Raw genomic sequence first — 21,468 nt, forward strand, 5'->3', positions numbered from 1 at the left:
TCCAGAAGTCTCGCAAACGCCTCCCCCCGGATGCCCCGGCGCCGTTGTCGCGGGCTCGTCGCGGGCCTCCACGGGGCGGTGCTGACGCGCAGGATCTGCCAGTGCATGATTGAATGCACCGAGGCGGCTTCCGGGGGCCTCTGAACCGACCAGTCGAATCGACGAGGGAGTACGGCGTGGACCTGTCACTTGAGACGCGCCACGAGGATGGGCACACCATCATCGAGGTGGGCGGCGAGATCGACGTCTACACCGCACCCAAGCTGCGCGACAAGATCACCGAGCTCGTCGGGAACGGCGAGTACAACCTCGTCATCGACATGGAGAAGGTCGACTTCCTCGACTCCACCGGTCTCGGTGTCCTGGTCGGCGGGCTGAAGAAGGTCCGCGCCCACGACGGGTCGATGCGCCTGATCTGCAACCAGGAGCGCCTGCTCAAGATCTTCCGGATCACCGGGCTGGCCAAGGTGTTCGTGATCCACGCCTCGCAGGCCGACGCCCTCGCCGAGCACTGACGGCGTGGCCACCGACGTGGCCCGGTCGACGGGCATCACGGTCTCGATCGCCCGCGACCCCGCGCTGGTGCGCACCGTCCGGCTCGTCGCCGCCGCTGTCGCCCGCCGCGCCAGCCAGGACGAGGAGTTCGTCGAAGAGGTCCGGCTCGCCGTCGGCGAGGCCTGTGCGCTGATGGTCGGCAACGACCCGAAGGCCGCCACCGGTCTGGACACGCCGGTGACCATCACGCTCTCCCTCGACGACCGGCTGCGCGTGGACGTCGAGTCCGACGCCGTCGTGGCCCGCGACGACTCCGGCTCCGGGGACGTCGACGGGGTCGAGCCGTGGGCGCTGCTGCGGGGGCTGATCGACGACCTCGAGCTCACCGAGGACGGCGCGCACACCATGCTCTCGATGTCCTGGTCCCTGTCCTGACCCCGGCCTGATCTCCGGCGCCGTGAGGCGCTGTCGAGAAATGTGTGCCACGCCACACCTCGCGCCACCCCAATGAAGTGACGCGTCAGTAGACTCCCGCTCACCAACGCGTGCGTGAGGGCGGTCACAGACCGCTCGTTCCGGCTCCTTCTGACTTGGGTGCACGCGCTCGAAAGACGAGGGGCGTCTGAGCGCCCAAACGGAGGAGGACATATGTCCGGGCACATCTTTGCCGCCGGAGCCGGTGGCGAAGCTGGGGCTGTGGACCTGTCCGGCGGCAACCTGACCTTTGTCTACATCGTGCTCGCCATCGCGGTCATCGCGCTGGTGCTGGGCCTGATGTTCCGGAGGCAGGTGCTCGCTGCGGGCGAGGGCACGACCAACATGCAGACCATCGGCCAGGCCGTGCAGGAGGGGGCGAACGCCTTCCTCGGCCGGCAGTTCCGCACGCTCGCCGTCTTCGCCGTCGTGGCGTTCGTGCTGCTCTTCCTGCTCCCCGCGGCCGGCGGCACCGACATCCGCATCGGCCGCTCGATCTTCTTCCTGATCGGCGCCGGCTTCTCCGCCGCCATCGGCTACTTCGGCATGTCGCTGGCGGTGCGGGCCAACGTCCGCGTCGCGGCGGCGGCCCGGTCCGAGGGACGTGACCCCGCGATGCGGGTCGCGTTCCGCACCGGCGGCTTCGTCGGCATGGCCACCGTGGGGCTGGGCCTGCTGGGCGCCGCCTCGGTCGTGGTGATCTACAAGAGCGACGCCCCCACCGTGCTGGAGGGCTTCGGCTTCGGCGCGGCGCTGCTCGCGATGTTCATGCGGGTCGGCGGCGGTATCTTCACCAAGGCCGCCGACGTCGGCGCCGACCTGGTCGGCAAGGTCGAGAACAACATCCCCGAGGACGACCCGCGCAACGCCGCGACGATCGCCGACAACGTCGGCGACAACGTCGGCGACTGCGCCGGCATGGCCGCGGACCTCTTCGAGTCCTACGCCGTGACGCTGGTCGCCGCGCTGATCCTCGGCAAGGCCGCGTTCGGGGCCGAGGGCCTGGTCTACCCGCTCATCGTCCCGGCGATCGGCGCGCTGACCGCGATCCTGGGTGTCTACATCACCAAGCCGCGCCCGGGCGAGAACGGCCTGACCACCATCAACCGGTCGTTCTACATCTCCGCGGGCGTCTCGGCGGTGCTGTGCACGATCGCCGCGTTCACCTACCTGCCGTCCACCTTCGCCGGTCTCACCGACCTGCCCGCGGGCCTGCAGGACAACACCGGCGACCCGCGGATCATCGCCACCGTGGCCGTGCTCATCGGCATCGTGCTGGCCGCGGTGATCCTGTCGCTGACCGGCTACTACACCGGCACCGACCACCGTCCGGTCCGCGACGTCGGCAAGACTTCGCTCACCGGCGCGGCCACCGTGATCCTCTCCGGCCTCTCGGTCGGCTTCGAGTCGGCGGTCTTCACGGCCCTGGTGATCGGTGCCGCCGTCTACGGCGCCTTCCTGCTCGGCTCCGGCGTCGTGGCGATCTCGCTGTTCGCCGTCGCGCTGGCCGGCTGCGGCCTGCTCACCACGGTCGGCGTGATCGTGGCGATGGACACCTTCGGCCCGGTCTCCGACAACGCCCAGGGCATCGCGGAGATGTCCGGCGACATGGACGCCGAGGGCGCGCAGATCCTCACCGAGCTCGACGCGGTCGGCAACACCACCAAGGCGATCACCAAGGGCATCGCGATCGCCACCGCGGTGCTGGCCGCGACCGCGCTGTTCGGCTCCTACACCCAGGCGATCGAGAACGAGCTCGGCAAGGTGTTCCGCGCCGACGTCTTCTCCGCCGACGTGCTGGTCGGCCTGCTGATCGGCGCCTCGGTGGTGTTCCTCTTCTCCGGCCTGGCCATCAACGCCGTCGGCCGGGCCGCCGGCGCGGTCGTCTACGAGGTGCGCCGCCAGTTCCGGGAGATCCCCGGGATCATGGAGGGCACCGGCCGTCCGGAGTACGGCAAGGTCGTCGACATCTGCACCCGGGACTCGCTGCGTGAGCTGGCCACCCCCGGCCTGCTGGCGATCTTCGCGCCCATCGCTGTCGGCTTCGGCCTCGGCGTCGCGCCGCTCGCCGGCTACCTCGCCGGCGCGATCGGCACCGGCACCCTGATGGCGATCTTCCTCGCCAACTCCGGCGGCGCCTGGGACAACGCGAAGAAGCTCGTCGAGGACGGCCACCACGGCGGCAAGGGCTCCGAGGCGCACGCCGCCACGGTCATCGGCGACACCGTCGGCGACCCGTTCAAGGACACCGCCGGCCCGGCGATCAACCCGCTGCTCAAGGTGATGAACCTGGTCTCGCTGCTGATCGCCGCGGCGGTCGTGCAGATGAGCACCGGCAAGGACGAGAACGACTTCCTGCGCATCACGATCGCGATCGTGGCCGCGCTGATCATCGCGGTGGCGGTCTACATCTCCAAGCGGCGCCCGGTGGCGATCGGCGAGGAGGAGCCGGTCGCGACCGTCCGCGCCTGATCGACCGGCACCACCCAGCACGATCCGGCACGACCCAGCAAGGGGCCGCCCGACGCCGTACCCCGGCCCCGGGCGGGCCCTTCGCCGTCCCGTCGGCGCGGTCGGGAGCGTGCGCGCGACGAACTAGGGTGAGCGGCGTGGACGACCCAGCTGCGGACCTGCTCGCCCCCGACGTCGTACGCCGGCTCGCCGAGGCGCTGCGGGCCGCCGGGTTCGGCTACGACGCCGTCGCCGGGCTGCTCGGCCCGGTGGCCCACGCCGCGCTGTCGCGCAACGAGACCACTCCCGGCCTGCGGGCCACCACGGGTGGCTCGCCGCTCGCGACGCTGACCCGGCTGTGGCCGCTGCAGGCGACGGTCGCGGTCGCGGACGCCGAGCGCGCGCTGCCCGGCCTCGTCGACGACCTGTGCCGGGCCGGGCTGCTCGAGCGCAGCGTCGGCGAGGTCAGGGCCCGGGTCGACCTGCGTCCCTACGCCGACGACAGCCGGGACTGGTGGGTGGTCAGCGACCTCACGCCCGGCCTGGACGGCGCCGGCGTCCGGGTCTCGGCCGACCACGTCCTCGGGATCAGCTCCGCCTCCTCCTCGCTGGCCCAGCTGACCGTCCGCGAGCCCGTGCTCCGGGCCCTCGACCTGGGCACCGGCTGCGGCGTGCAGGCGCTCCACCTCGCCGAGCACGCCCGCGAGATCGTGGCCACCGACGTGAACCAGCGGGCGCTGGCGATGACCCGGCTCAACGCCGCCCTCAACGACGTGCAGGTCGACGTCCGCCCCGGCAGCCTCTACGAGCCGGTGGCCGGCGAGCTGTTCGACCTGGTCGTCACCAACCCGCCGTTCGTGGTCTCCCCGGCCACCGGCGAGCGGCTGGTCTACCGCGACTCCGGCCTGCCGGGCGACGAGATGGTCCGCCGGGTGGTCACCCAGGCCCCGCGGCACCTCGCCCCCGGCGGGATCGCCCAGGTGCTGGCCAACTGGGTGCACCGGCGCGGCGAGCCCTGGCAGGAGCGCATCGAGGGCTGGCTGGCCGGCACCGGTGTCGACGCGTGGGTGGTGCAGCGTGAGGTCGCGGACCCGGCGGCGTACGTCGAGCTGTGGCTCAAGGACGCGGGCCTGCACGGCGCCGCGGACTACCTGCGCCGCTACGACACCTGGCTGTCGTGGTTCGAGGAGCAGGGCATCGAGGGGATCGGCTTCGGCTGGCTGCACCTGCGCCGGCCCGCGACCGACCGGGAGCCGGTGCGGCACCTGGAGGAGTGGCCCTACGAGGTCGAGCAGCCGCTCGGCGCCGAGGTGGCCGACCGGTTCCGGCGCGGCGACCGGCTGCGCGATCTCGGCACGGACGAGGGGCTGCTGGCCGCCCGGCTCGTCGTGCGCGCCGACGTCCGCGAGGAGACCGCCGGCCGCCCCGGGCAGGCCGACCCGGAGACGATCGTGCTGCGCCAGCAGCGGGGGATGCGCCGGGCGCACCAGGCCGACACCGTCCTCGCCGGGCTGGTCGGCGCCTGCGACGGCGAGCTGACGCTCGGGCAGATCCTGGACGCGCTCGCCACCCTGCTCGACCACGACGCGGCGATGCTGCGGGAGGGGTACCTCGACGAGGTCCGCGGGCTGGTCGCCGACGGGTTCCTCGAGGTGGCGCTGCCGGGTTAGGCCGGGGACCGCCGTACTCTCGTGAGCAGTCCGTGCTGCGGGGAGCGGACGGCGCCGTTGACAGGGAGCGTTACCGTGTCTGGCGCGGAAGCAGACCCGCACCGACCCCGAGGGAGCACATCACACGTGGCAGGCAAGAACGGAACCGGGAGCAAGCTCGTCATCGTCGAGTCGCCGGCCAAGGCGAAGACGATCGCGGGCTACCTCGGCAACGGCTACGTGGTCGAGTCGAGCATCGGGCACATCCGCGACCTGCCGCAGAGCGCCGCGGACGTCCCGGCCAAGATCAAGGGCGAGCCGTGGGCCCGGCTCGGGGTCGACGTCGACCACGACTTCACCCCCTACTACGTGGTCTCCCGCGACAAGAAGTCGCACATGACCAAGCTCAAGGGCCTGCTCAAGGACGCCGACGAGCTCTTCCTCGCCACCGACGAGGACCGCGAGGGCGAGGCCATCGCCTGGCACCTCCTCGACGAGCTGAAGCCCAAGGTGCCGGTGCACCGGATGGTCTTCCACGAGATCACCAAGCCCGCCATCCTGGCCGCGGTCGAGAACCCCCGCCAGATCGACATGGACCTCGTCGAGGCGCAGGAGGCCCGCCGGATCCTGGACCGCCTGTACGGCTACGAGGTCTCCCCGGTGCTGTGGAAGAAGGTCATGTCCGGCCTCTCCGCGGGCCGGGTCCAGTCCGTGGCCACCCGGCTGGTCGTGGACAAGGAGCGCGAGCGGATGGCGTTCCGCAGCGCGTCCTACTGGGACCTCGAGGGCACCTTCGACGCCGGCGCCAAGCACGAGGACCGGATGTTCCCGGCCAAGCTGCACTCGGTCGACGGCGCCCGCGTGGCCCGCGGGTCCGACTTCACCCAGCAGGGCGTGCTCAAGGACGGCAGCAACGTCGTGCACCTCGACCGCAACCGGGCGCAGGCCCTGGCCGGGGCGCTCGAGGAGGCCACCTTCGAGATCCGCTCGGTGGAGGCCAAGCCCTACACCCGGCGGCCCTACGCGCCGTTCCGCACCACCACGCTGCAGCAGGAGGCCTCGCGCAAGCTCGGCTTCGGCGCCTCGCGCACCATGCAGGTCGCGCAGCGGCTCTACGAGAACGGCTTCATCACCTACATGCGCACCGACTCCACGACGCTTTCGGAGTCCGCGGTCGCCGCGGCCCGCGAGCAGGCGCGTGAGCTGTACGGCGCGGAGTACGTCCCGGACAAGCCGCGCACCTACGCCTCGAAGGTGAAGAACGCCCAGGAGGCGCACGAGGCGATCCGGCCCGCGGGGGAGAGCTTCCGCACCCCGGCGCAGACCGGCCTGACCGGCGAGCAGTTCCGGCTCTACGAGCTGATCTGGATGCGCACCGTCGCCTCGCAGATGAAGGACGCCGAGGGCCGCAGCGTCACCGTCCGGCTCGGCGGCGGCGCCGCCACCGGCGAGGACGTGGTGTTCTCCGCCTCCGGCCGGGTGCTCACCTTCCACGGCTTCCTCAAGGCGTACGTCGAGGGCCGCGACGACGAGGGCGACCCGGAGGGCGGCGGCCCCGACGACCGCGAGACCCGGCTGCCCGCCGTCGCAGAGGGCGACGCCGTGACCGCGGCGACCCTGCAGGCGGCCGGCCACGAGACGAAGCCGCCGGCGCGCTACACCGAGGCCACGCTGGTGCGCGAGCTCGAGGAGCGCGAGATCGGCCGGCCGTCGACGTACGCCTCGATCATCGGCACGATCCTCAACCGCGGCTACGTGTACAAGAAGGGCACCGCGCTGGTGCCGGCCTGGCTGGCCTTCTCGGTGATCCGGCTGCTCGAGGAGCACTTCTCCCGGCTGGTGTCCTACGAGTTCACCGCGAGCATGGAGGACGTCCTCGACGAGATCGCCGGGGGGCGCCGCGACCGCAACAGCGAGCTGGCGGCGTTCTACTTCGGCGACGCCGACGTGGAGGGCCTGAAGAAGCTCGTCGGCGAGCTCGGCGACATCGACGCCCGCGAGCTGGCGACGTTCCCGATCGTGGACGGGATCGACCTGCGCGTGGGCCGCTACGGTCCCTACATCGAGACCCCCGACGGGACCCGCGCGAACGTCCCCGAGGACCTGCCGCCCGACGAGCTGACCGAGGCCAAGGCCCGGGAGCTGCTGGAGAACCCGGCGGGCGAGGAGGCCCGGCTGGGCCAGGACCCGGAGAGCGGCCTGGAGATCGTGGCGAAGAACGGCCGCTTCGGTCCCTACGTGACCGAGGTGCTGCCCGAGGACGCCCCGAAGTCGCGCAGGCCGCGCACCTCGTCGCTGTTCAAGTCGATGAACCTCGACACGATCACCCTCGACGACGCGCTCCGGCTGCTGACCCTGCCGCGGGTGGTCGGCGCCGACCCCGAGAGCGGCGACGAGATCACCGCCCAGAACGGCCGCTACGGGCCGTACCTGAAGAAGGGCACCGACTCCCGGTCGATCGACGCCGAGGAGAAGCTGCTGACCATCACGCTCGAGGAGGCGCTGGCGATCTACGCCCAGCCCAAGCAGCGTGGCCGGGCAGCGGCCGACCCGGGCCGCGAGCTCGGTGACGACCCGGTCAGCGGCGCCAAGGTGACGGTCAAGAGCGGTCGGTTCGGCCACTACGTCACCGACGGTGAGTACAACGCGACCCTGCGCGACGGCGACGACGAGAAGACGGTGACGCTCGAGCGGGCCGCCGAGCTGCTCGCGGAGCGGCGCGCCAAGGGTCCGGCCAAGAAGGCGGCGAAGAAGGGCGCCAAGAAGGCCGCCAAGAAGTCGCCGGCGAAGAAGACGGCCAAGAAGGCCGCCGTGAAGAAGACCGCCGCCAAGTGACGCCGCGCGGCGGGCGCCGCCCGCGGCGCGGGGTCGACGCTCTCCGGGACCGGTCGCTGCGGTGACCGTAGGGTGAGCGCTGTGAGCGTGCCGCACCCGTCCGGAGTCGACGAGCTGCGTCATGCCCCGACGAACTCGCTGTCGGCGGTGCTGCGGATCCCCGACTTCCGGCGGCTCTGGATCGGGCTGGGGCTCTCCAGCCTCGGCGACTGGATGGGTCTGCTGGCGCTGACCGCGATCGCCAACGCCAGCGCCGACTCCTACGCGGCCCGCAACTACGCGATCGCGGGCGTGCTCTTCCTGCGGGTGCTGCCGGCGCTGATCATGGGGCCGATCGCCGGGTACGTCGCGGACCGGCTCGACCGCCGCCACGTCCTGATCTGGGGCGACTACATCCGCGGGGCGCTGTTCATCACCATCCCGATCGTCGACCGGCTCTGGTGGATCTTCGTGGTCACCGTGCTGGTCGAGTCCGTGTCGCTGGTGTGGGGGCCGGCGAAGGACGCGACGGTGCCGAACCTGGTGCCGCGCCACCGGCTCGAGGCGGCCAACCAGATCAGCCTCGCGACGACGTACGGCTCGGCGCTCCCGGCCGCCCTGGTCTTCTCCGGGCTGACCCTGGTCGACAAGCTCTACAGCAACCTGTTCAGCTTCTTCGACAAGGGACCGATCGACCTGGCGCTGTTCTTCAACGCCGGCACCTTCATCATCTCGGGGCTGGTCATCGCCACCCTGAAGCACATCCCGCGCGGGCCCGCCGACACCGACGGGGACGGCAGCGTCTGGTCGGTCGTCGTCGAGGGCTGGAAGTACGTCAGCACCACCCGGGTCGTGCGCGGCCTGGTGATCGGCATCATCGGCGCGTTCGCGGCCGGCGGCGTGGTGATCGGGCTGGCCCGGACCTTCGTGGCCGACCTCGGCGGCGGCGACCCCGGCTACGGCATCCTGTTCGGGGCGGTCTTCCTGGGCCTGGGTGTCGGCATGTGGCGCGGGCCGCGCCTGCTGCACGGGCTGTCCCGACGCCGGCTCTTCGGCATCTCGCTGACCACGACCGGGCTGCTGCTGTTCCCGCTCGCGCTCACCCAGCAGCTGGAGATCGTCACCGCGCTGACGCTGCTGCTCGGCTTCAGCGCCGGGGTGGCCTGGATCGTCGGCAACACCATGCTGGGCCTGGAGGTCCCCGACGAGGTCCGCGGCCGCACCTTCGCCTTCGTCGGCTCGATGATCCGGCTCTCGCTGGCGCTCGTGCTCGCCGTGGCCCCGCTCGTCGCCGGCGTGATCGGCACCCACGACTTCGGCCCGGTGGACGAGTTCGGGCGCCCGTTCCTGGTCTACAACGGCGCCGCCTTCACGTTCCTGATCGCCGCCGTGCTCATGACCGCTGTCGGTGTCACCTCCTACCGTCAGATGGACGACCGAAAGGGCATCTCCCTGCTCAGCGACCTGCGCCACGCCTTCTCCGGCACGACCGGCATCTACGCCGCGACCGGCTGCTTCGTCGCGCTCGAGGGCGGTGAGGGCGCGGGCAAGTCGACGCAGGCCCGCCGGCTCCAGGCCTGGCTGCGCCAGGAGGGGTACGACGTGCTGCTCACCCACGAGCCAGGGGCCACCGACGTGGGCAGCCGGCTGCGCAAGATCGTCCTCGACCCGGCCACCGGCGCCATCTCCGACCGCACCGAGACGCTGCTCTACGCCGCCGACAAGGCCGAGCACGTCGAGGCGGTGATCGCCCCGGCGCTGGCCCGCGGGGCGGTGGTCGTCACCGACCGGTACGTCGACAGCACGCTCGCCTACCAGGGGGCCGGCCGCGCCCTGGTGGACCGCGAGGTCGAGCGGATCGCCCGGTGGGCCACCGAGGACCTGCGGCCGCACCTGACCGTGGTCCTCGACCTGCCGCCGCAGCACGGGCTGACCCGCTTCGAGGAGCGCGACCGCATCGAGAGCGAGTCGCTGGCGTTCCACGAGCGGGTCCGGGAGATGTTCCTGCAGCTCGCCTCCGCCCAGCCGGAGCGCTACCTGGTCGTCGACGCCCGGCGGCCGGTCGAGGAGGTGGAGGCGGAGATCCGCCAGCGGCTGGAGCCGCTGCTCGAGGGCGCCACCCGGCTCACCACCGAGGACCTCCGCGCCACCGAGGCCGGGGCCCACGGCCTCGCGGAGCCCGAGTCGCCGGAGCCTCAGCTGGAACCGGAGCCGCACGAGGCGCCGGGGCCGCGCGAGTCCACCGCCGCCGAGCCCGGCGAGGGAGGCCGCTGATGAGCGCCACCGCCCCCGTCACCTCGGTCTGGTCCGGCCTGGTCGGGCAGCGGCACGTCGTGGAGACGCTCAGCCGGGCCGTCGCCGGGCAGGGCATGACGCACGCCTGGCTGTTCACCGGCCCGCCCGGCTCCGGCCGCTCGAACGCCGCGATCGCCTTCGCGGCGGCGCTGCAGTGCCCGCGCGGCGGCTGCGGGACGTGCGCCGCCTGCCAGACGGCGCTCGCCGGCACGCACCCGGACGTGAGCGTGACCCGCTCGGAGACCGCGGTGCTCTACATCGACGACATGCGCGAGCTGGTGCACCGCTCCGCGCTGGCACCGGTCGACCGGCGGTGGCAGGTGATGGTCGTCGAGGACGCCGACCGGCTGGGCGAGCGCACCGGCAACACCCTGCTCAAGGCGATCGAGGAGCCGACGCCCAAGACCGTGTGGCTGCTGTGCGCGCCCACCGTCGAGGACGTGCTGCCGACCATCCGGTCCCGCTGCCGCAACGTCGCGCTCACCACGCCGACCGCCCAGGAGGTGGCGCGCTTCCTCCAGGACGCCGACGGGACCCCCGACGCGCTCGCGGCCTTCGCGGCGCGTGCCAGCCAGGGCCACATCGGGCGGGCCCGGGCGCTGGCCCGTGACGAGCGCACCCGCAACCGCCGCCGCGAGGTGGTCTCGCTGCCGGCGCGGCTGTCCACGCTGGTCGACTGCCTCAACGCCGCGTCGAACCTGCTCGCCATCGCCAAGGACGAGACCGCGGCGATCACCGAGACCTCCAACACCCGCGAGCTCGGCGACCTCGACACCACCTACGGCGACGACCGCAAGAGCCACGCCTCCCGGGCCTACCGGGCGGCGCTGCGCGAGCTGACCCACCACCAGACGCAGCGGGAGAAGCGCCGGGTGATGGACGTCATCGACCGGAGCCTGATGGACCTGATGTCGGTCTACCGTGACGCGATCGCGGTGCAGACCGGTGCCCGCGGGGCGCTGATCAACGAGGAGATGCGCGCCGACATCGTGCAGATCGCCCGGCGCTCGACGCCGGAGGGCAACCTGCGCCGCATCGACGCCATCTTCGCCGCCCGCGACCAGATGATGGAGTTCAACGCCAACCGGGAGATGACCCTCGAGGCGATGATGGTCGCGCTCCGCCTCACCGACCCGGCCCGGTAGGCCCCGGTGCCTAGAGTGGGCGGCGTGACCCTCCTCGCACCGGCCCGTCACCGGCTCGGCCGTGTCCTCGCGGTGGCGTTCGTGCTGCCGCTGGCGCTGGCCGGCTGCGACTCCGTCACCGACGCCGAGCAGCCCCGCGCCACGTTGAGCCCGGCCCCGATCCAGTCCGCCGCCGGCAGCGAGACGCCGGCGCCGGCCCAGGCCGGGCTACGCCGCTTCTACGACCAGAAGCTCGCCTGGAAGGGCTGCGAGGGCGGTGACCAGTGCGCCACGCTGCGGGTGCCGCTGGACTACGCCGACCCGGCCGGCCGCGCCATCACGCTGAGCCTGCTGAAGGTCCCGGCCCGCGACCAGGACCGCCGGGTCGGCTCGCTGGTGGTCAACCCCGGCGGTCCCGGCGGCTCCGGCGTGGACTACGCCGCCAGCGCGACGACGTACTTCGGCACCGAGCTGCTCAACGCGTTCGACGTCGTCGGCTTCGACCCGCGCGGCGTCGGCCGGAGCACCCCGGTGCAGTGCCTCAGCGACGCCGAGCTCGACGACTTCGTCGCCTCCGACCCGGACCCGGACACCGCCGCCGAGCTGGCCACCTCCGACCGGCTGCTGCGCGACTTCGGGCAGGGGTGCGTCGCGGAGAGCGGGGCGCTCGCCGCACACGTCTCCACCGAGGAGGCGGCCCGCGACATCGACATCCTCCGGGCCGCGCTCGGCGACGACCGGCTGAGCTACTTCGGCGCGTCCTACGGCACGTTCCTCGGGGCGACGTACGCCGAGGAGTTCCCGCAGCGCGTGGGCCGGATGGTCCTCGACGGCGCGCTGGACCCCTCGGTGAGCTCACTGGAGCTCAACCTCACCCAGGCCAAGGGCTTCGAGACGGCGCTGCGGGCGTACGTCGGGGCCTGCGTCGACCGCGGCGACTGCTTCCTCGGCGACAGCGTGGACGCCGGGGCGGCCCGGGTCCGCGCGCTGCTCGACGACATCGAGCGGGACCCGCTGCAGGTCGGGGACCGCACCCTGGAGGCCGGCAACGCCGTGCTCGGGGTCTGGGCGCCGCTCTACAACAAGAGCTACTGGCCGATCCTCGACGGCGCGCTGAAGACGGCGATCGACGGGGACGGCCAGACCCTGCTCGCGCTCTCGGACGCCTACACCTCCCGCGGCGCCACCGGCTACAAGGACAACTCGCTCGAGGCGCTCTACGCGGTGAACTGCCTCGACCACGACGACGCGATCCCCAGCTCGCAGGTCGCGCGCTACATCCCGCGCTTCGAGAAGGCCTCCCCGACGTTCGGCGCGATCTTCGCCTTCAGCCTCTCCAGCTGCGCGCAGTGGCCGATCGACACCGGCCGGGTGCCGCAGGAGATCCACGCCCGCGGCGCCGCGCCGATCCTGGTGGTCGGCACCACCCGCGACCCGGCCACCCCACTGGAGTGGGCGGCCTCGCTGGCCGACCAGCTCGACTCCGGGGTGCTGGTGCGCCGTGACGGCGACGGCCACACCGGCTACCTTGCGGGCAACAAGTGCGTGGACAGCACCGTGGAGAGCTACCTGGTCTCCGGCAAGGTGCCCGAAGGGACGGTGAACTGCTGATGAGCAGGTATGGCGCGCAGTACGGACCCGATCTCACCTTCCTCGGCATCGACCGCTGCGACCTCGCCGAGCCGGAGACGTTCGCGGACGCCGACGTGGTCATCGTCGGGGCGCCGTTCGACGGCGGCACCTCCCACCGGCCCGGCACCCGGTTCGGGCCGATGGCGATCCGGCAGGCCTGCTACCTGCCCCACGACGGCTCCCGGCCGCACCTCGCGCTGCGCACCGACGCGCTCCAGGACCTGCGGGTCGTCGACGCCGGCGACGTGGAGATGTACTCCGGCGACGTCGAGCGCTCCATCCACGACCTCGAGGCCGCCGTGTTCACGGTCGCGCAGGCCGGCGCCGTACCCCTCATCCTGGGCGGCGACCACACCATCGCGCTGCCCGACGCGACCGGCGTCGCCCGGCACCACGGGATGGGCCGGGTCTCGATGCTGCACTTCGACGCGCACGCCGACACCGGCGACATCGAGTTCGGCTCGCTCTACGGCCACGGCCAGCCGATGCGCCGCCTGATCGAGTCCGGGGCGCTGCGCGGGGACCGGTTCCTGCAGCTCGGGCTGCGCGGCTACTGGCCGGGGCCGGAGACGCTGGCGTGGATGGCGCAGCAGCGGATGCGCTCGTTCGAGATGACCGAGATCGGCAAGCGCGGGCTCGACGACTGCCTCGACGAGGCTTTCGGGATCGCCACGGACGAGTGCGAGGGCGTCTTCCTCTCCGTCGACGTCGACGTCTGCGACCCCGGGCACGCGCCGGGCACCGGGACGCCCGAGCCGGGGGGCCTGTCCGCGCGACAGCTGCTCGACGCCGTACGCCGGATCTGCCTGGAGCTGCCGGTGGTGGGGATCGACATCGTGGAGGTCTCGCCGCCCTACGACCACGCCGAGATCACCGCGTTCCTGGCGAACCGGGTCGCGCTCGAGGCGCTCTCGGCGATGGCGGCGCGGCGCAACGGGATCAGCCACGACCCGGCCGGCCCGCTGCTCGAGGGCCGCTGAGGCTCCGGCGGCGCGCGGGGGTCGCTGCCCCAGGCCGGCCCCGGGCGCGGCCCGGTCAGGCGTGGTCCGACAGATCCCGCAACCGGCGCACCGGGCTGAGCCACAACGGCACCAGCGGCACGAACGCGGCGGCCGCGGTGAGCCACAGCGCGGTGCGAGGCCCGAGCAGCTGGGCGGTCGCGCCGGCCGCGAGCGCGCCCGCAGGGATGGCGCCCCAGGAGACGAAGCGGACCGTGGCCATCACCCGGGCGAGGAGCTCGGGCGGGCTCTCGGTCTGCCGGTAGGTGCGGGTGTTGATGCTCAGGATCACGACGCCGGTGGCGAACCCGGCGTTGCCGAGCGCGAACATCACCATGCCCGTCACCCCGCTCCCGAGCGGCATGAGCAGCGCCAGGCAGGCGCCGACGAGCCCGGCGAGCAGGATCGAGCGGGCACTGCCCAGGGTCCGGGTCAGGCGGGGCGTGACGGCGGCGCCGAGGAGCGCTCCGATCCCCTCGGTCGCGATCAGGATCCCGACCAGCGCCGCGGGAGCGTCGAGCACCCGCACGAGGTAGAGCGGAGCCAGGGCCATCAGCGCGCCGCAGGCGAAGTTGACCGCGGTCGCCGCCCACGTGCAGGGACCGACGACCGGGTGGCGGCTGACGAAGTGCCAGCCCTCGCGGATCATGGCGCCGACGCGGGCCTCGCGGGGCGGCTGCGGCACCTCGCGGGCGGGCAGCCGGCCCAGCAGCACGGCGGACACCAGGTAGCTCACCGCGTCGACGAGCACGGCCGCCACGGCACCGACCAGCTGCACCAGGAGGCCGCCGAGTGCCGGGCCGCCCATCTGGGTGGTCGCGTGGGTGGCCGACATCAGACTGTTGCGGTTGTTCAGCTCCTCCCGCGGCACGATGGCCGGCAGGAAGGTGGTGTTGCCGACCGAGAAGACCACGTTGGCGAAGCTGATGACCAGCGCGACCAGCAGCAGGTGCACGAAGGTCAACGAGCCGAGCCACCCGGCGAGGGGCAGGCTGACCAGAGCGGCGGCCCGGACAAGGTCCATGGCCACCTGGGTGCCGCGCAGCGGGAGCCGGGTCACGACCACCCCGGCGGGCAGGCCGATCACCAGCCAGGCGACCCAGGACGCCGCGGCCAGCACACCCACCTCGAGCGCCGAGGCGTGCAGCGCGGTGACGGCGACCAGCGGCAGGGCCACCGAGGTGACGGCGTCCCCGACGCTGCTGACGGTGCCCGCGCTCCAGTAGGTCCAGAAGATCCGGTGCGTCGAGGTGGTGCGCTCCCCCGTGAGCGAGTCAGTTCCCATAGGGAACGGACTATAGTGAACCGGAACCGTCGATGAGAAGAGACCACCGTGAAGTACGCCGACCTCGCCGATGCCGACTGCGCGATCGCGCAGGCCCTCGGCGTGGTCGGTGAGTGGTGGTCGCTGCTGGTGGTCCGCGACGTCGCCGGAGGCCTGCACCGCTTCGAGGAGCTCCAACGAGAGCTCGGGATCAGCCGCAAGGTGCTGACCCAGCGGCTCACGACGCTCGTGGAGCACGGCGTGCTCGAGCGCCGGCCCTACTCCGCCCACCCGCCGCGCCACGAGTACCACCTCACCGACAAGGGCCGCGGCCTGCTGCCGGTGCTGGTGGCGCTGCAGGACTGGGGAACGCGGCACGTGCTGGGTGACGGCTCGCTCACGGCCACCAGCGCCCCGACGTCACCGGAGGCCGCCCGGGTGCAGGATCTGGTCGGCAAGCGCCTCGAGGTGACCGCGTTGACCGCGCACACCGGTGTGCCGGTCGATCCGGTCGGGCGCTCGGCGTGGACGGTCCTCTACTGCTTCCCCGGGGCCGACGCCCCGGGCGGCCGGTTCTACCCGCCCGGCTGGGGCGAGATCCCCGGCGCCGCCGGTTGCACCCTGGAGTCGACGACCCTCCGGGACCGGTACGCCGACTTCGCCGCGGCCGGCGTCACGGTGCACGGCGTGAGCACCCAGCGGCCCGACCAGCTGGCCGCCTTCGCCGAGCACACGGGGCTGCCGTTCGAGCTGCTGTCCGACGTCGACCTCGAGCTTGCGGCGTCGCTGCGACTGCCCACCTTCCGGGCCGCCGGCACGGACCGGCTCAAACGGCTGACCCTGCTGCTCGACGTCGGCCGCGTGGTCCGCGACGTGCTGTTCCCGATCACCGACCCGGCCGGCTCCGTCGACGACGTACTGGCGCTGGTGAGGGCGCGCTCGGGGTGACGAACCGCCGCGGCAGACCCGGGCGGAGCATGTACGGGGTGCCGACGGGACGCGGGCACTGCCGCCCGGTAGGCCTGGCGAGGGCGCACGGGCTCGGCGGTCTCCTGGACCCGCCCGGCCAAGTTTTCTCCCTCGCCGGTCAACCGGGAGCCGTCCGCCGCGCGACTATCGGGTATGCGGATCGTTCGGCTGCCTCGCGGTGAGGTGCTCCAGCTCGTGGACGGCGCCGTGGACGTCGGCGGCGAGGGCCACGGGGCGAACGACGCCGACGACTTCGAGTCGTTCTACCGCCGGGAGTACCCGCACCTCCTGGTGCTGGCCCGGGTGATGGCCGGCCCGGCGGTGGCCGACGACGTGGTCCAGGAGACCATGCTGACCGCCTACCACCAGTGGGAGGACGTGCAGAGCTACGCCTCGCCGGTGGGCTGGCTCCGCACCGTGTGCCTGCGGAAGGCCGTGAACGTGGTGCGGCGGCGCTCCGTCGAGCGGCGGGTGCTCGGAGTGCTGCGCAACCAGCCGGCGGCGCCGGTGGCCGACGTCGGTGACGGTGAGGCCTTCTGGTCGCTGGTCCGGACCCTGCCGCAGCGGCAGGCCCAGGTCGTCGCGCTGCACTACGCCCTCGACCTCGGCGTCGCCGAGATCGCGAGCACGCTCGGCTGCGCCGAGGGGACGGTCAAGGCGCACCTGTCCCGGGCTCGGGCGGGGCTCGCGGAGAAGCTCGGGACCAGCGAGGAGGACCCCCGATGAGCATCGAGGAGCTGGCGCGTCGCGCCGCCGCGGACACCGCGGAGGCCGTGGCGCTCGAGGCGGACGTGGACGCCGCGCTGGTGTCCTTCCACGCCCGCCGGCGGCGCCACGCCTCGGCCCGGGTGCTCGGCGTCCTGGTGGCGCTCGCCGCCGCGGCCGCGGTCGCTTTCTTGCTCATCGCCCCGCCGACCCCGTCAAGCACACCGCCATCCGTGACCCGGGGCGGCTGGTGCGGCTCGGACCCCGCGGTGCGGTGCCTGCCGGGCTCCGTCGTCGAGGTCGACGCCGCGACGCCGTACAGCTTCGAGGTCCCGCCCTCCTTCTGGCCGTCCCTGATGGTCGTCAAGGACGGGAGCACCGTCGAGGCCTACCAACGGCAGTCCGGCGTCAAGGCCGGTGTCACCGTCCTCCAGGACGTCCGGCCGGTCGGGGCCGGTGACCGGCTCGCCGGGGCCGAGGAGATGGCCACCTGGGTGGCGAGCAGGCGCTTCCTCGACACGTCCGCGGCCAAGCCCGTGGTCGTGGGCGGGCTGCTCGGCTGGCAGGTGGACGTGGCGTTGCGACCGTGGCGGGCGGGCGCTCCGCACCCCTCGTGCAACGTGGTGCAGGGCTCGTGCCGTCCGCTGCTCGAGCAGGACGCCGGCGCGACAGCGTGGCAGACCGGGCCGTGGCAGGGCATGGTGAGCCGCTACACCTTCCTCGACTCGGACGCCGGGCCGGTGGTGATCTGGTCCTGGGCGTTCCGCGGCGACTGGAAGGCGCTCGCCGTCAACGACGAGCTGGTCGCAAGCGTGGAGCTCGGAGCTGGGTGAGCGGGAGTCAGATCCGGGTGCCTGCCGGTCAGCGGGGGTGGACGGGCTCGGCGATCTCCTGGATCCGCTTGGTGGCCAGCTCGATCATCAGCTGCGCGGCGGGGGAGAGGCTGGCGTCGGCCCGGTGCACGATCGCCAGGACGTCGTATTGGCGCGGGCGCAGCGAGACCCAGCCGGCCTGCGGCGCCAGCCGGGGCAGCAGCTGCTCGGCGGCGCCGCGCGGCACCACCGAGTCCGCGAGGCCCATGCCGACCAGCTCGACGGCGGTCTCCACGTCCTCGACCTCGATCCGGGTCTGTGGGTTCCGGCCGGTCTCGTGGAGCATCTGTCGCAGCACGATCCGGGTGGAGTCGTCGGCGCGCCAGGTGGTCTCCGGCATCACCAGCGACGCCTGGGACAGCCGGTGCGCGGTGACCGGGCTCCTCAGCTTCTCCGGGTCGCTGCTGATGTAGACCAGCTCGTCGCGCGCGACCGGGGTGACCGCCATGCCCTCGCTGCTGACGGTGGGCACGGCGATCATCGCGGCCTCGATCCGGCCGCGGCGCAGGGACTCCTGGACGTCGCTGGAGTTCTGGCCGATCAGCTCCACCCGGACGCCCGGGTGCCGGGCCAGCACGTCGGCCACCAGGCCGGCTCCGGCGTATAGCCGGGCGGTGCCGAACATGCCGAAGCGAATCGTCCCGGTCTCGAGTGCCGTCACCTCCTGGGCGACGCGGCGGGCCTCCTCCGCGGCGGCGATGGCGCGCTCGGCGTAGGGCCGCATCGTCTCCGCGGTCGGGGTCGGCACCACCCCGCGCCCGACCCGGATGAACAGCGGGGTGCCGAGCGAGCGCTCGAGGGTGCGGATCTGCTCCGAGACCGATGGCTGGGCGTAGCCGAGCTGCTCGGCAGCGGCGGTCAGGGACCCCTGCTCGTAGGCGGCCAGGAAGCAGCGGAGCTGATGCAACGACAACATAGGCATTCCCTTGAAGATGTCTAGGAAACCGAGGCTACCCCTATGGCTGCCGACCCGTCATCCTGAACTTGCACACATCCATGTCCTTCGAGGGAGGTCGCCATGTTCGATCACATCTGCCCCGCCTGCAACAAGCGCCAGCTCATCTTCCCGAGCCAGGTGACCTCGGTCGTCAACAGCGACCAGGGCATCGAGGTCTCCTACACCTGCTGGTGCGGCTCCTCCCAGACCTGGGTCACCGGCCGCGCCGTGACCGAGAAGGCCCAGGTGGCTGCGGCGGCCTGAGCCGTTTCGCGCCGTCGGCCGGTTGTCCGTATACTTCGACGCGCTGCCCGGGGCCGACGTACTGCCGGCGTGCCGGGCAGCGCGCCGCCTTAGCTCAGTCGGTAGAGCGTCTCACTCGTAATGAGAAGGTCGTCGGTTCGATTCCGACAGGCGGCTCCGGTGAAAGCCCAGGTCAGCGGCCCCTTTTCGGCTGGTGGCCTTGGTGTTTCCAAGCCGGGGGGCCCTGGGTAAGCCAATCGGTAAGCCAATGCTGTCACTGTTCGCTCCATAGGGCCGCCTCCATTCGGTCGGTCGCCACCCGATTCAGCTCGGGGTCGACGTGGGTGTAGGTGTTCAAGGTGACGCCGATCTGCGAGTGACCGAGAATCTCCATCACGACGCGGGCGGGTACGCCCTGGGCGAGCAGCAGGCTGGCCGCGTGTGCCGGAGGTCGTGGACGCGGATCCGGCGCAGCCCCGCTCTCTTTGTCAGACTCTGGAACGATCGGTAATCGTTGCGAGGGTGGACGGGAGTGCCCAAGCTGGTGGTGAACACGAGGTCACTCTCTTGCCACAAGTCGCCAGCTGCCTCGCGCTCCTGGTGCTGGACGTTGCGACGGCGGACCAGAGAAGCGGCCAATGACGGTGGCATGGGGATCACGCGGTTGGAACGGTCCGTCTTTGTTCGGACCAGCGCGAGAGTCCCATCCGGTTGGCGCTGCAGGGCGCGTTCGACGAAGAGGAGTGAGTTCTCGAGATCCACGTGCTGCCATCCGAGGCCGAGGACCTCGCCTTGTCGCAGTCCTAGGGAGAGGGCGATCAACCAACGAGCCTCAAGCCGGTCGCGGCTGGCCGCCTCCAGGAAGCTCCGCGCCTCCGCGACGGTGTAGGGCTTGACCGTCGCTCGGGTCAACGGTGGCGGATCGACCAGCAGGGCCGGATTGGTCGTGATCAAACCCCACCGCACGGCCACGGTGAGGGCGCGTCGAAGGACGGCATGGATACGACGGACGCTCGCGGGCGCGAGGGTCTTCCCCATCTCGCGGTAGAACGCCGTTACGTGCTGGGGTCGTCCAGGCGGTACTTGCCGAGCCAGGGGTTGATGTGGAGCTTCGCGAACTGCTCGTAGCTGTGCAACGTGGACGGACGGACTCGATCAGCGGCCACCTCGCGGAGGTACGTTGCCATCCACTCCTGCACCGTCGGCGAACGGTCGGGGCTGAGTTGTCCAGCCTCAGCAGCGGCGAGCAGCCGGCGTACCTCGCGCCCCACCTCAGCCTTGGTTCGACGGGTCACCTGTTTGCGCCGGCGGGTGCCTCCATGCCAGCCGAGGTCGACCGCGCCTCGCCATCGCCCGTCTGACAACTGATAGATAGAGCCTTCTCCCTTGGCGCGTCGCTGCCGATCAGCCATGTGACCATCCCGGCTCGTCCGGAAGCAGAGGATCCGGCACTGTTATCCAACTGAGGTCGTCCAGGTGCTGCTGGCAGACGGGGATCCGATCGCCGTCGGTGTCGGGGGCAATGGAGATGGCGTCGAGCCAGCAGCCGGGACGACAGCACCGCGGAAGCTCAATCAGCTGGACCATCCGGATGCGCCCCTCACTGGCGATGAGGGCTTCTCGCCAGTGGTCTACGCAACTCCTCCGATGCAAGCCCTTCGCGTCGCGGATAGTGACGCGCTGAATCATCGTGCAGTCGGGGCGTTCACAGACCTGAATCATGACGCCACTAGATTCGCTCTGAGGCTCTCGACGTAGGCCGTCACGGCGGCCCGGGGGACCCGGCGGCAAGCGCCGATCTGGACCGATTCGAGCGCGCCGGCGCGCATCAGCTCGTAGACCTTCGAGCGCCCGACGTTCAGGCACTCGGCCACTTCCTCTGGCTTCAACAACATCGACTCCACTGTTTCCTCCGTTGCGAGTGCGGCTTAGCTGTCCGTGGGCGTTTTCGCTTGTCCACCCAACATCGGACCAGGCCGTGCGCTCGCTCGGCAGAGGGCTGGGGTTGCCGAGGGTTGCCGCAACGGTCGGAAGTTGTTCGCTGCACTGGCGGCGGAGTGACGCACCTATCACGCCAGGGTGCCGGCCAGCACCCGCTGAATGAGCGACGTCGCGGGTCTGGCGCAAGTGCGTGCGACGTGAACGGAGCGCCCACCAAAGACGCTTCGGAAAGTCAGGGACTCAGCGGCCGAACTTCCCAGTGGTGCCCTTGGAGTACCAGCGGTCCAGCATCCGCAGCGCGTGACGGCCATAGCCAATCTCGGCCATGCACTGTTTCACGCGCTCTAGGCCGATTGACTCGTCGAGCGCGACTATGAACTTCGGCATGATCGCTTCGGTCTGGGAGTTGCGGGCCCAACCGTTGTTGCCGATGTAGTCGAGGAAATCGAGGTCTCCCAGCTGATCCTCGGTGAAGTCGAGCCACTGGAAGTTGGCAGGCTTGCGAGCCACGGCCTACATGCCCTCGCGGTATCCCGGGAAGGTGTGCGTCGGCGTGCCTGTAACGGGGTTGATCCACGGATCCTTGCCATTCGCCTCGCGCAGGG

18 protein-coding genes, 1 tRNA gene and 1 pseudogene are annotated in these 21,468 nt (G+C 71.8%); 14 read left to right on the forward strand and 6 right to left on the reverse strand.

Going from position 1 to position 21,468, the window contains the following annotated elements; genetic code table 11:
- The first annotated feature begins 176 nt into the window (after positions 1-176).
- The 9 genes from H9L09_RS10445 to speB all read left to right on the forward strand — a co-directional run bounded on the left by H9L09_RS10445 (position 177) and on the right by speB (position 13,914).
- The gene (locus tag H9L09_RS10445) at positions 177-515 is read left to right on the forward strand and encodes an anti-sigma factor antagonist (RefSeq protein ID WP_187580514.1); all 339 of its coding nucleotides are present in this window, start codon (positions 177-179) and stop codon (positions 513-515) included.
- 4 nt (positions 516-519) lie between these two features.
- Positions 520-930 (forward strand): ATP-binding protein, encoded by a 411-nt coding sequence (locus H9L09_RS10450; protein WP_223164289.1) that lies wholly within the window; start codon positions 520-522, stop codon positions 928-930.
- Between the two features lie 213 nt (positions 931-1,143).
- On the forward strand, positions 1,144-3,441 hold the full coding sequence (locus H9L09_RS10455; protein WP_187580515.1) for a sodium-translocating pyrophosphatase: 2,298 nt from the start codon (positions 1,144-1,146) through the stop codon (positions 3,439-3,441).
- A 137-nt stretch (positions 3,442-3,578) separates the two neighbouring features.
- Positions 3,579-5,090, forward strand: a complete 1,512-nt coding sequence (locus H9L09_RS10460; RefSeq protein ID WP_246456408.1) for a DUF7059 domain-containing protein — start codon at positions 3,579-3,581, stop codon at positions 5,088-5,090.
- Between the two features lie 126 nt (positions 5,091-5,216).
- On the forward strand, positions 5,217-7,904 hold the full coding sequence (gene topA / locus H9L09_RS10465) for a type I DNA topoisomerase (RefSeq protein WP_187580516.1): 2,688 nt from the start codon (positions 5,217-5,219) through the stop codon (positions 7,902-7,904).
- Between the two features lie 81 nt (positions 7,905-7,985).
- Positions 7,986-10,157: a dTMP kinase gene (tmk, locus tag H9L09_RS10470; RefSeq protein WP_187580517.1), complete on the forward strand. Its 2,172-nt coding sequence runs from the start codon at positions 7,986-7,988 to the stop codon at positions 10,155-10,157.
- Positions 10,157-11,323, forward strand: coding sequence for a DNA polymerase III subunit delta' (locus H9L09_RS10475; RefSeq protein WP_187580518.1), 1,167 nt, complete (start codon positions 10,157-10,159; stop codon positions 11,321-11,323). The genes tmk and H9L09_RS10475 overlap by 1 nt, the downstream gene beginning before the upstream one ends.
- Positions 11,324-11,347: 24 nt before the next feature.
- Complete coding sequence (locus tag H9L09_RS10480) at positions 11,348-12,913, forward strand: alpha/beta hydrolase (protein WP_187580519.1); 1,566 nt, start codon at positions 11,348-11,350, stop codon at positions 12,911-12,913.
- Complete coding sequence (gene speB, locus H9L09_RS10485; protein ID WP_187580520.1) at positions 12,913-13,914, forward strand: agmatinase; 1,002 nt, start codon at positions 12,913-12,915, stop codon at positions 13,912-13,914. Before H9L09_RS10480 ends, speB begins: the two co-directional genes overlap by 1 nt.
- A 55-nt stretch (positions 13,915-13,969) precedes the next feature.
- Here the strand turns inward: speB and H9L09_RS10490 are convergent, their stop codons facing one another.
- Complete coding sequence (locus H9L09_RS10490; protein ID WP_187580521.1) at positions 13,970-15,217, reverse strand: MFS transporter; 1,248 nt, start codon at positions 15,215-15,217, stop codon at positions 13,970-13,972.
- 48 nt (positions 15,218-15,265) lie between these two features.
- Here H9L09_RS10490 and H9L09_RS10495 point away from each other — a divergent pair, with 48 nt between their 5' ends.
- From H9L09_RS10495 to H9L09_RS10505, 3 genes are all read left to right on the forward strand, one after another.
- Complete coding sequence (locus H9L09_RS10495; RefSeq protein WP_187580522.1) at positions 15,266-16,144, forward strand: winged helix-turn-helix transcriptional regulator; 879 nt, start codon at positions 15,266-15,268, stop codon at positions 16,142-16,144.
- A gap of 174 nt (positions 16,145-16,318) precedes the next feature.
- Positions 16,319-16,891, forward strand: coding sequence for an RNA polymerase sigma factor (locus H9L09_RS10500; protein WP_187580523.1), 573 nt, complete (start codon positions 16,319-16,321; stop codon positions 16,889-16,891).
- Positions 16,888-17,703 carry a hypothetical protein gene (locus H9L09_RS10505; protein ID WP_187580524.1) on the forward strand — a complete coding sequence of 272 codons (816 nt, stop codon included), beginning with the start codon at positions 16,888-16,890 and terminating at the stop codon, positions 17,701-17,703. The genes H9L09_RS10500 and H9L09_RS10505 overlap by 4 nt, the downstream gene beginning before the upstream one ends.
- Positions 17,704-17,731: 28 nt before the next feature.
- Here the strand turns inward: H9L09_RS10505 and H9L09_RS10510 are convergent, their stop codons facing one another.
- Positions 17,732-18,658 carry a LysR family transcriptional regulator gene (locus H9L09_RS10510; RefSeq protein ID WP_187580525.1) on the reverse strand — a complete coding sequence of 309 codons (927 nt, stop codon included), beginning with the start codon at positions 18,656-18,658 and terminating at the stop codon, positions 17,732-17,734.
- A gap of 102 nt (positions 18,659-18,760) precedes the next feature.
- Between H9L09_RS10510 and H9L09_RS10515 the strand changes: the two genes are divergently transcribed.
- Both H9L09_RS10515 and H9L09_RS10520 read left to right on the forward strand, forming a co-directional pair.
- Positions 18,761-18,943 carry a hypothetical protein gene (locus tag H9L09_RS10515; protein WP_187580526.1) on the forward strand — a complete coding sequence of 61 codons (183 nt, stop codon included), beginning with the start codon at positions 18,761-18,763 and terminating at the stop codon, positions 18,941-18,943.
- Between the two features lie 83 nt (positions 18,944-19,026).
- Positions 19,027-19,099 (forward strand) — tRNA-Thr (locus H9L09_RS10520).
- 97 nt (positions 19,100-19,196) lie between these two features.
- Here the strand turns inward: H9L09_RS10520 and H9L09_RS10530 are convergent.
- From H9L09_RS10530 to H9L09_RS10545, 4 genes and pseudogenes are all read right to left on the reverse strand, one after another.
- A pseudogene (locus H9L09_RS10530) lies at positions 19,197-19,960 on the reverse strand (tyrosine-type recombinase/integrase).
- Between the two features lie 17 nt (positions 19,961-19,977).
- The gene (locus H9L09_RS10535; RefSeq protein WP_187580528.1) at positions 19,978-20,334 is read right to left on the reverse strand and encodes a tyrosine-type recombinase/integrase; all 357 of its coding nucleotides are present in this window, start codon (positions 20,332-20,334) and stop codon (positions 19,978-19,980) included.
- A 306-nt stretch (positions 20,335-20,640) separates the two neighbouring features.
- A complete protein-coding gene (locus tag H9L09_RS10540) occupies positions 20,641-20,817 on the reverse strand; it encodes a helix-turn-helix domain-containing protein (protein WP_246456498.1) in 177 nt (58 codons plus the stop codon).
- A gap of 286 nt (positions 20,818-21,103) precedes the next feature.
- Entirely contained in the window at positions 21,104-21,373 is a 270-nt protein-coding gene (locus H9L09_RS10545; protein ID WP_187580530.1) for a hypothetical protein, read from the reverse strand.
- Between the last annotated feature and the right edge of the window lie 95 nt (positions 21,374-21,468).

Origin of the sequence: Nocardioides mesophilus (assembly GCF_014395785.1) — a bacterium.
In the GTDB taxonomy this organism is placed as follows: Bacteria; Actinomycetota; Actinomycetes; order Propionibacteriales; family Nocardioidaceae; genus Nocardioides_B; species Nocardioides_B mesophilus.

Excerpts from the sequence above, each read along its gene's own strand:
- H9L09_RS10510 (WP_187580525.1), bottom strand. The coding sequence starts at position 18,658 with ATGTTGTCGTTGCATCAGCTCCGCTGCTTCCTGGCCGCCTACGAGCAG.
- H9L09_RS10475 (WP_187580518.1), top strand. The coding sequence starts at position 10,157 with ATGAGCGCCACCGCCCCCGTCACCTCGGTCTGGTCCGGCCTGGTCGGG.
- H9L09_RS10500 (WP_187580523.1), top strand. The coding sequence starts at position 16,319 with ATGCGGATCGTTCGGCTGCCTCGCGGTGAGGTGCTCCAGCTCGTGGAC.
- H9L09_RS10455 (WP_187580515.1), top strand. The coding sequence starts at position 1,144 with ATGTCCGGGCACATCTTTGCCGCCGGAGCCGGTGGCGAAGCTGGGGCT.
- H9L09_RS10515 (WP_187580526.1), top strand. The coding sequence starts at position 18,761 with ATGTTCGATCACATCTGCCCCGCCTGCAACAAGCGCCAGCTCATCTTC.
- H9L09_RS10540 (WP_246456498.1), bottom strand. The coding sequence starts at position 20,817 with ATGTTGTTGAAGCCAGAGGAAGTGGCCGAGTGCCTGAACGTCGGGCGC.
- H9L09_RS10535 (WP_187580528.1), bottom strand. The coding sequence starts at position 20,334 with ATGGCTGATCGGCAGCGACGCGCCAAGGGAGAAGGCTCTATCTATCAG.
- speB (WP_187580520.1), top strand. The coding sequence starts at position 12,913 with ATGAGCAGGTATGGCGCGCAGTACGGACCCGATCTCACCTTCCTCGGC.
- H9L09_RS10490 (WP_187580521.1), bottom strand. The coding sequence starts at position 15,217 with ATGGGAACTGACTCGCTCACGGGGGAGCGCACCACCTCGACGCACCGG.
- H9L09_RS10505 (WP_187580524.1), top strand. The coding sequence starts at position 16,888 with ATGAGCATCGAGGAGCTGGCGCGTCGCGCCGCCGCGGACACCGCGGAG.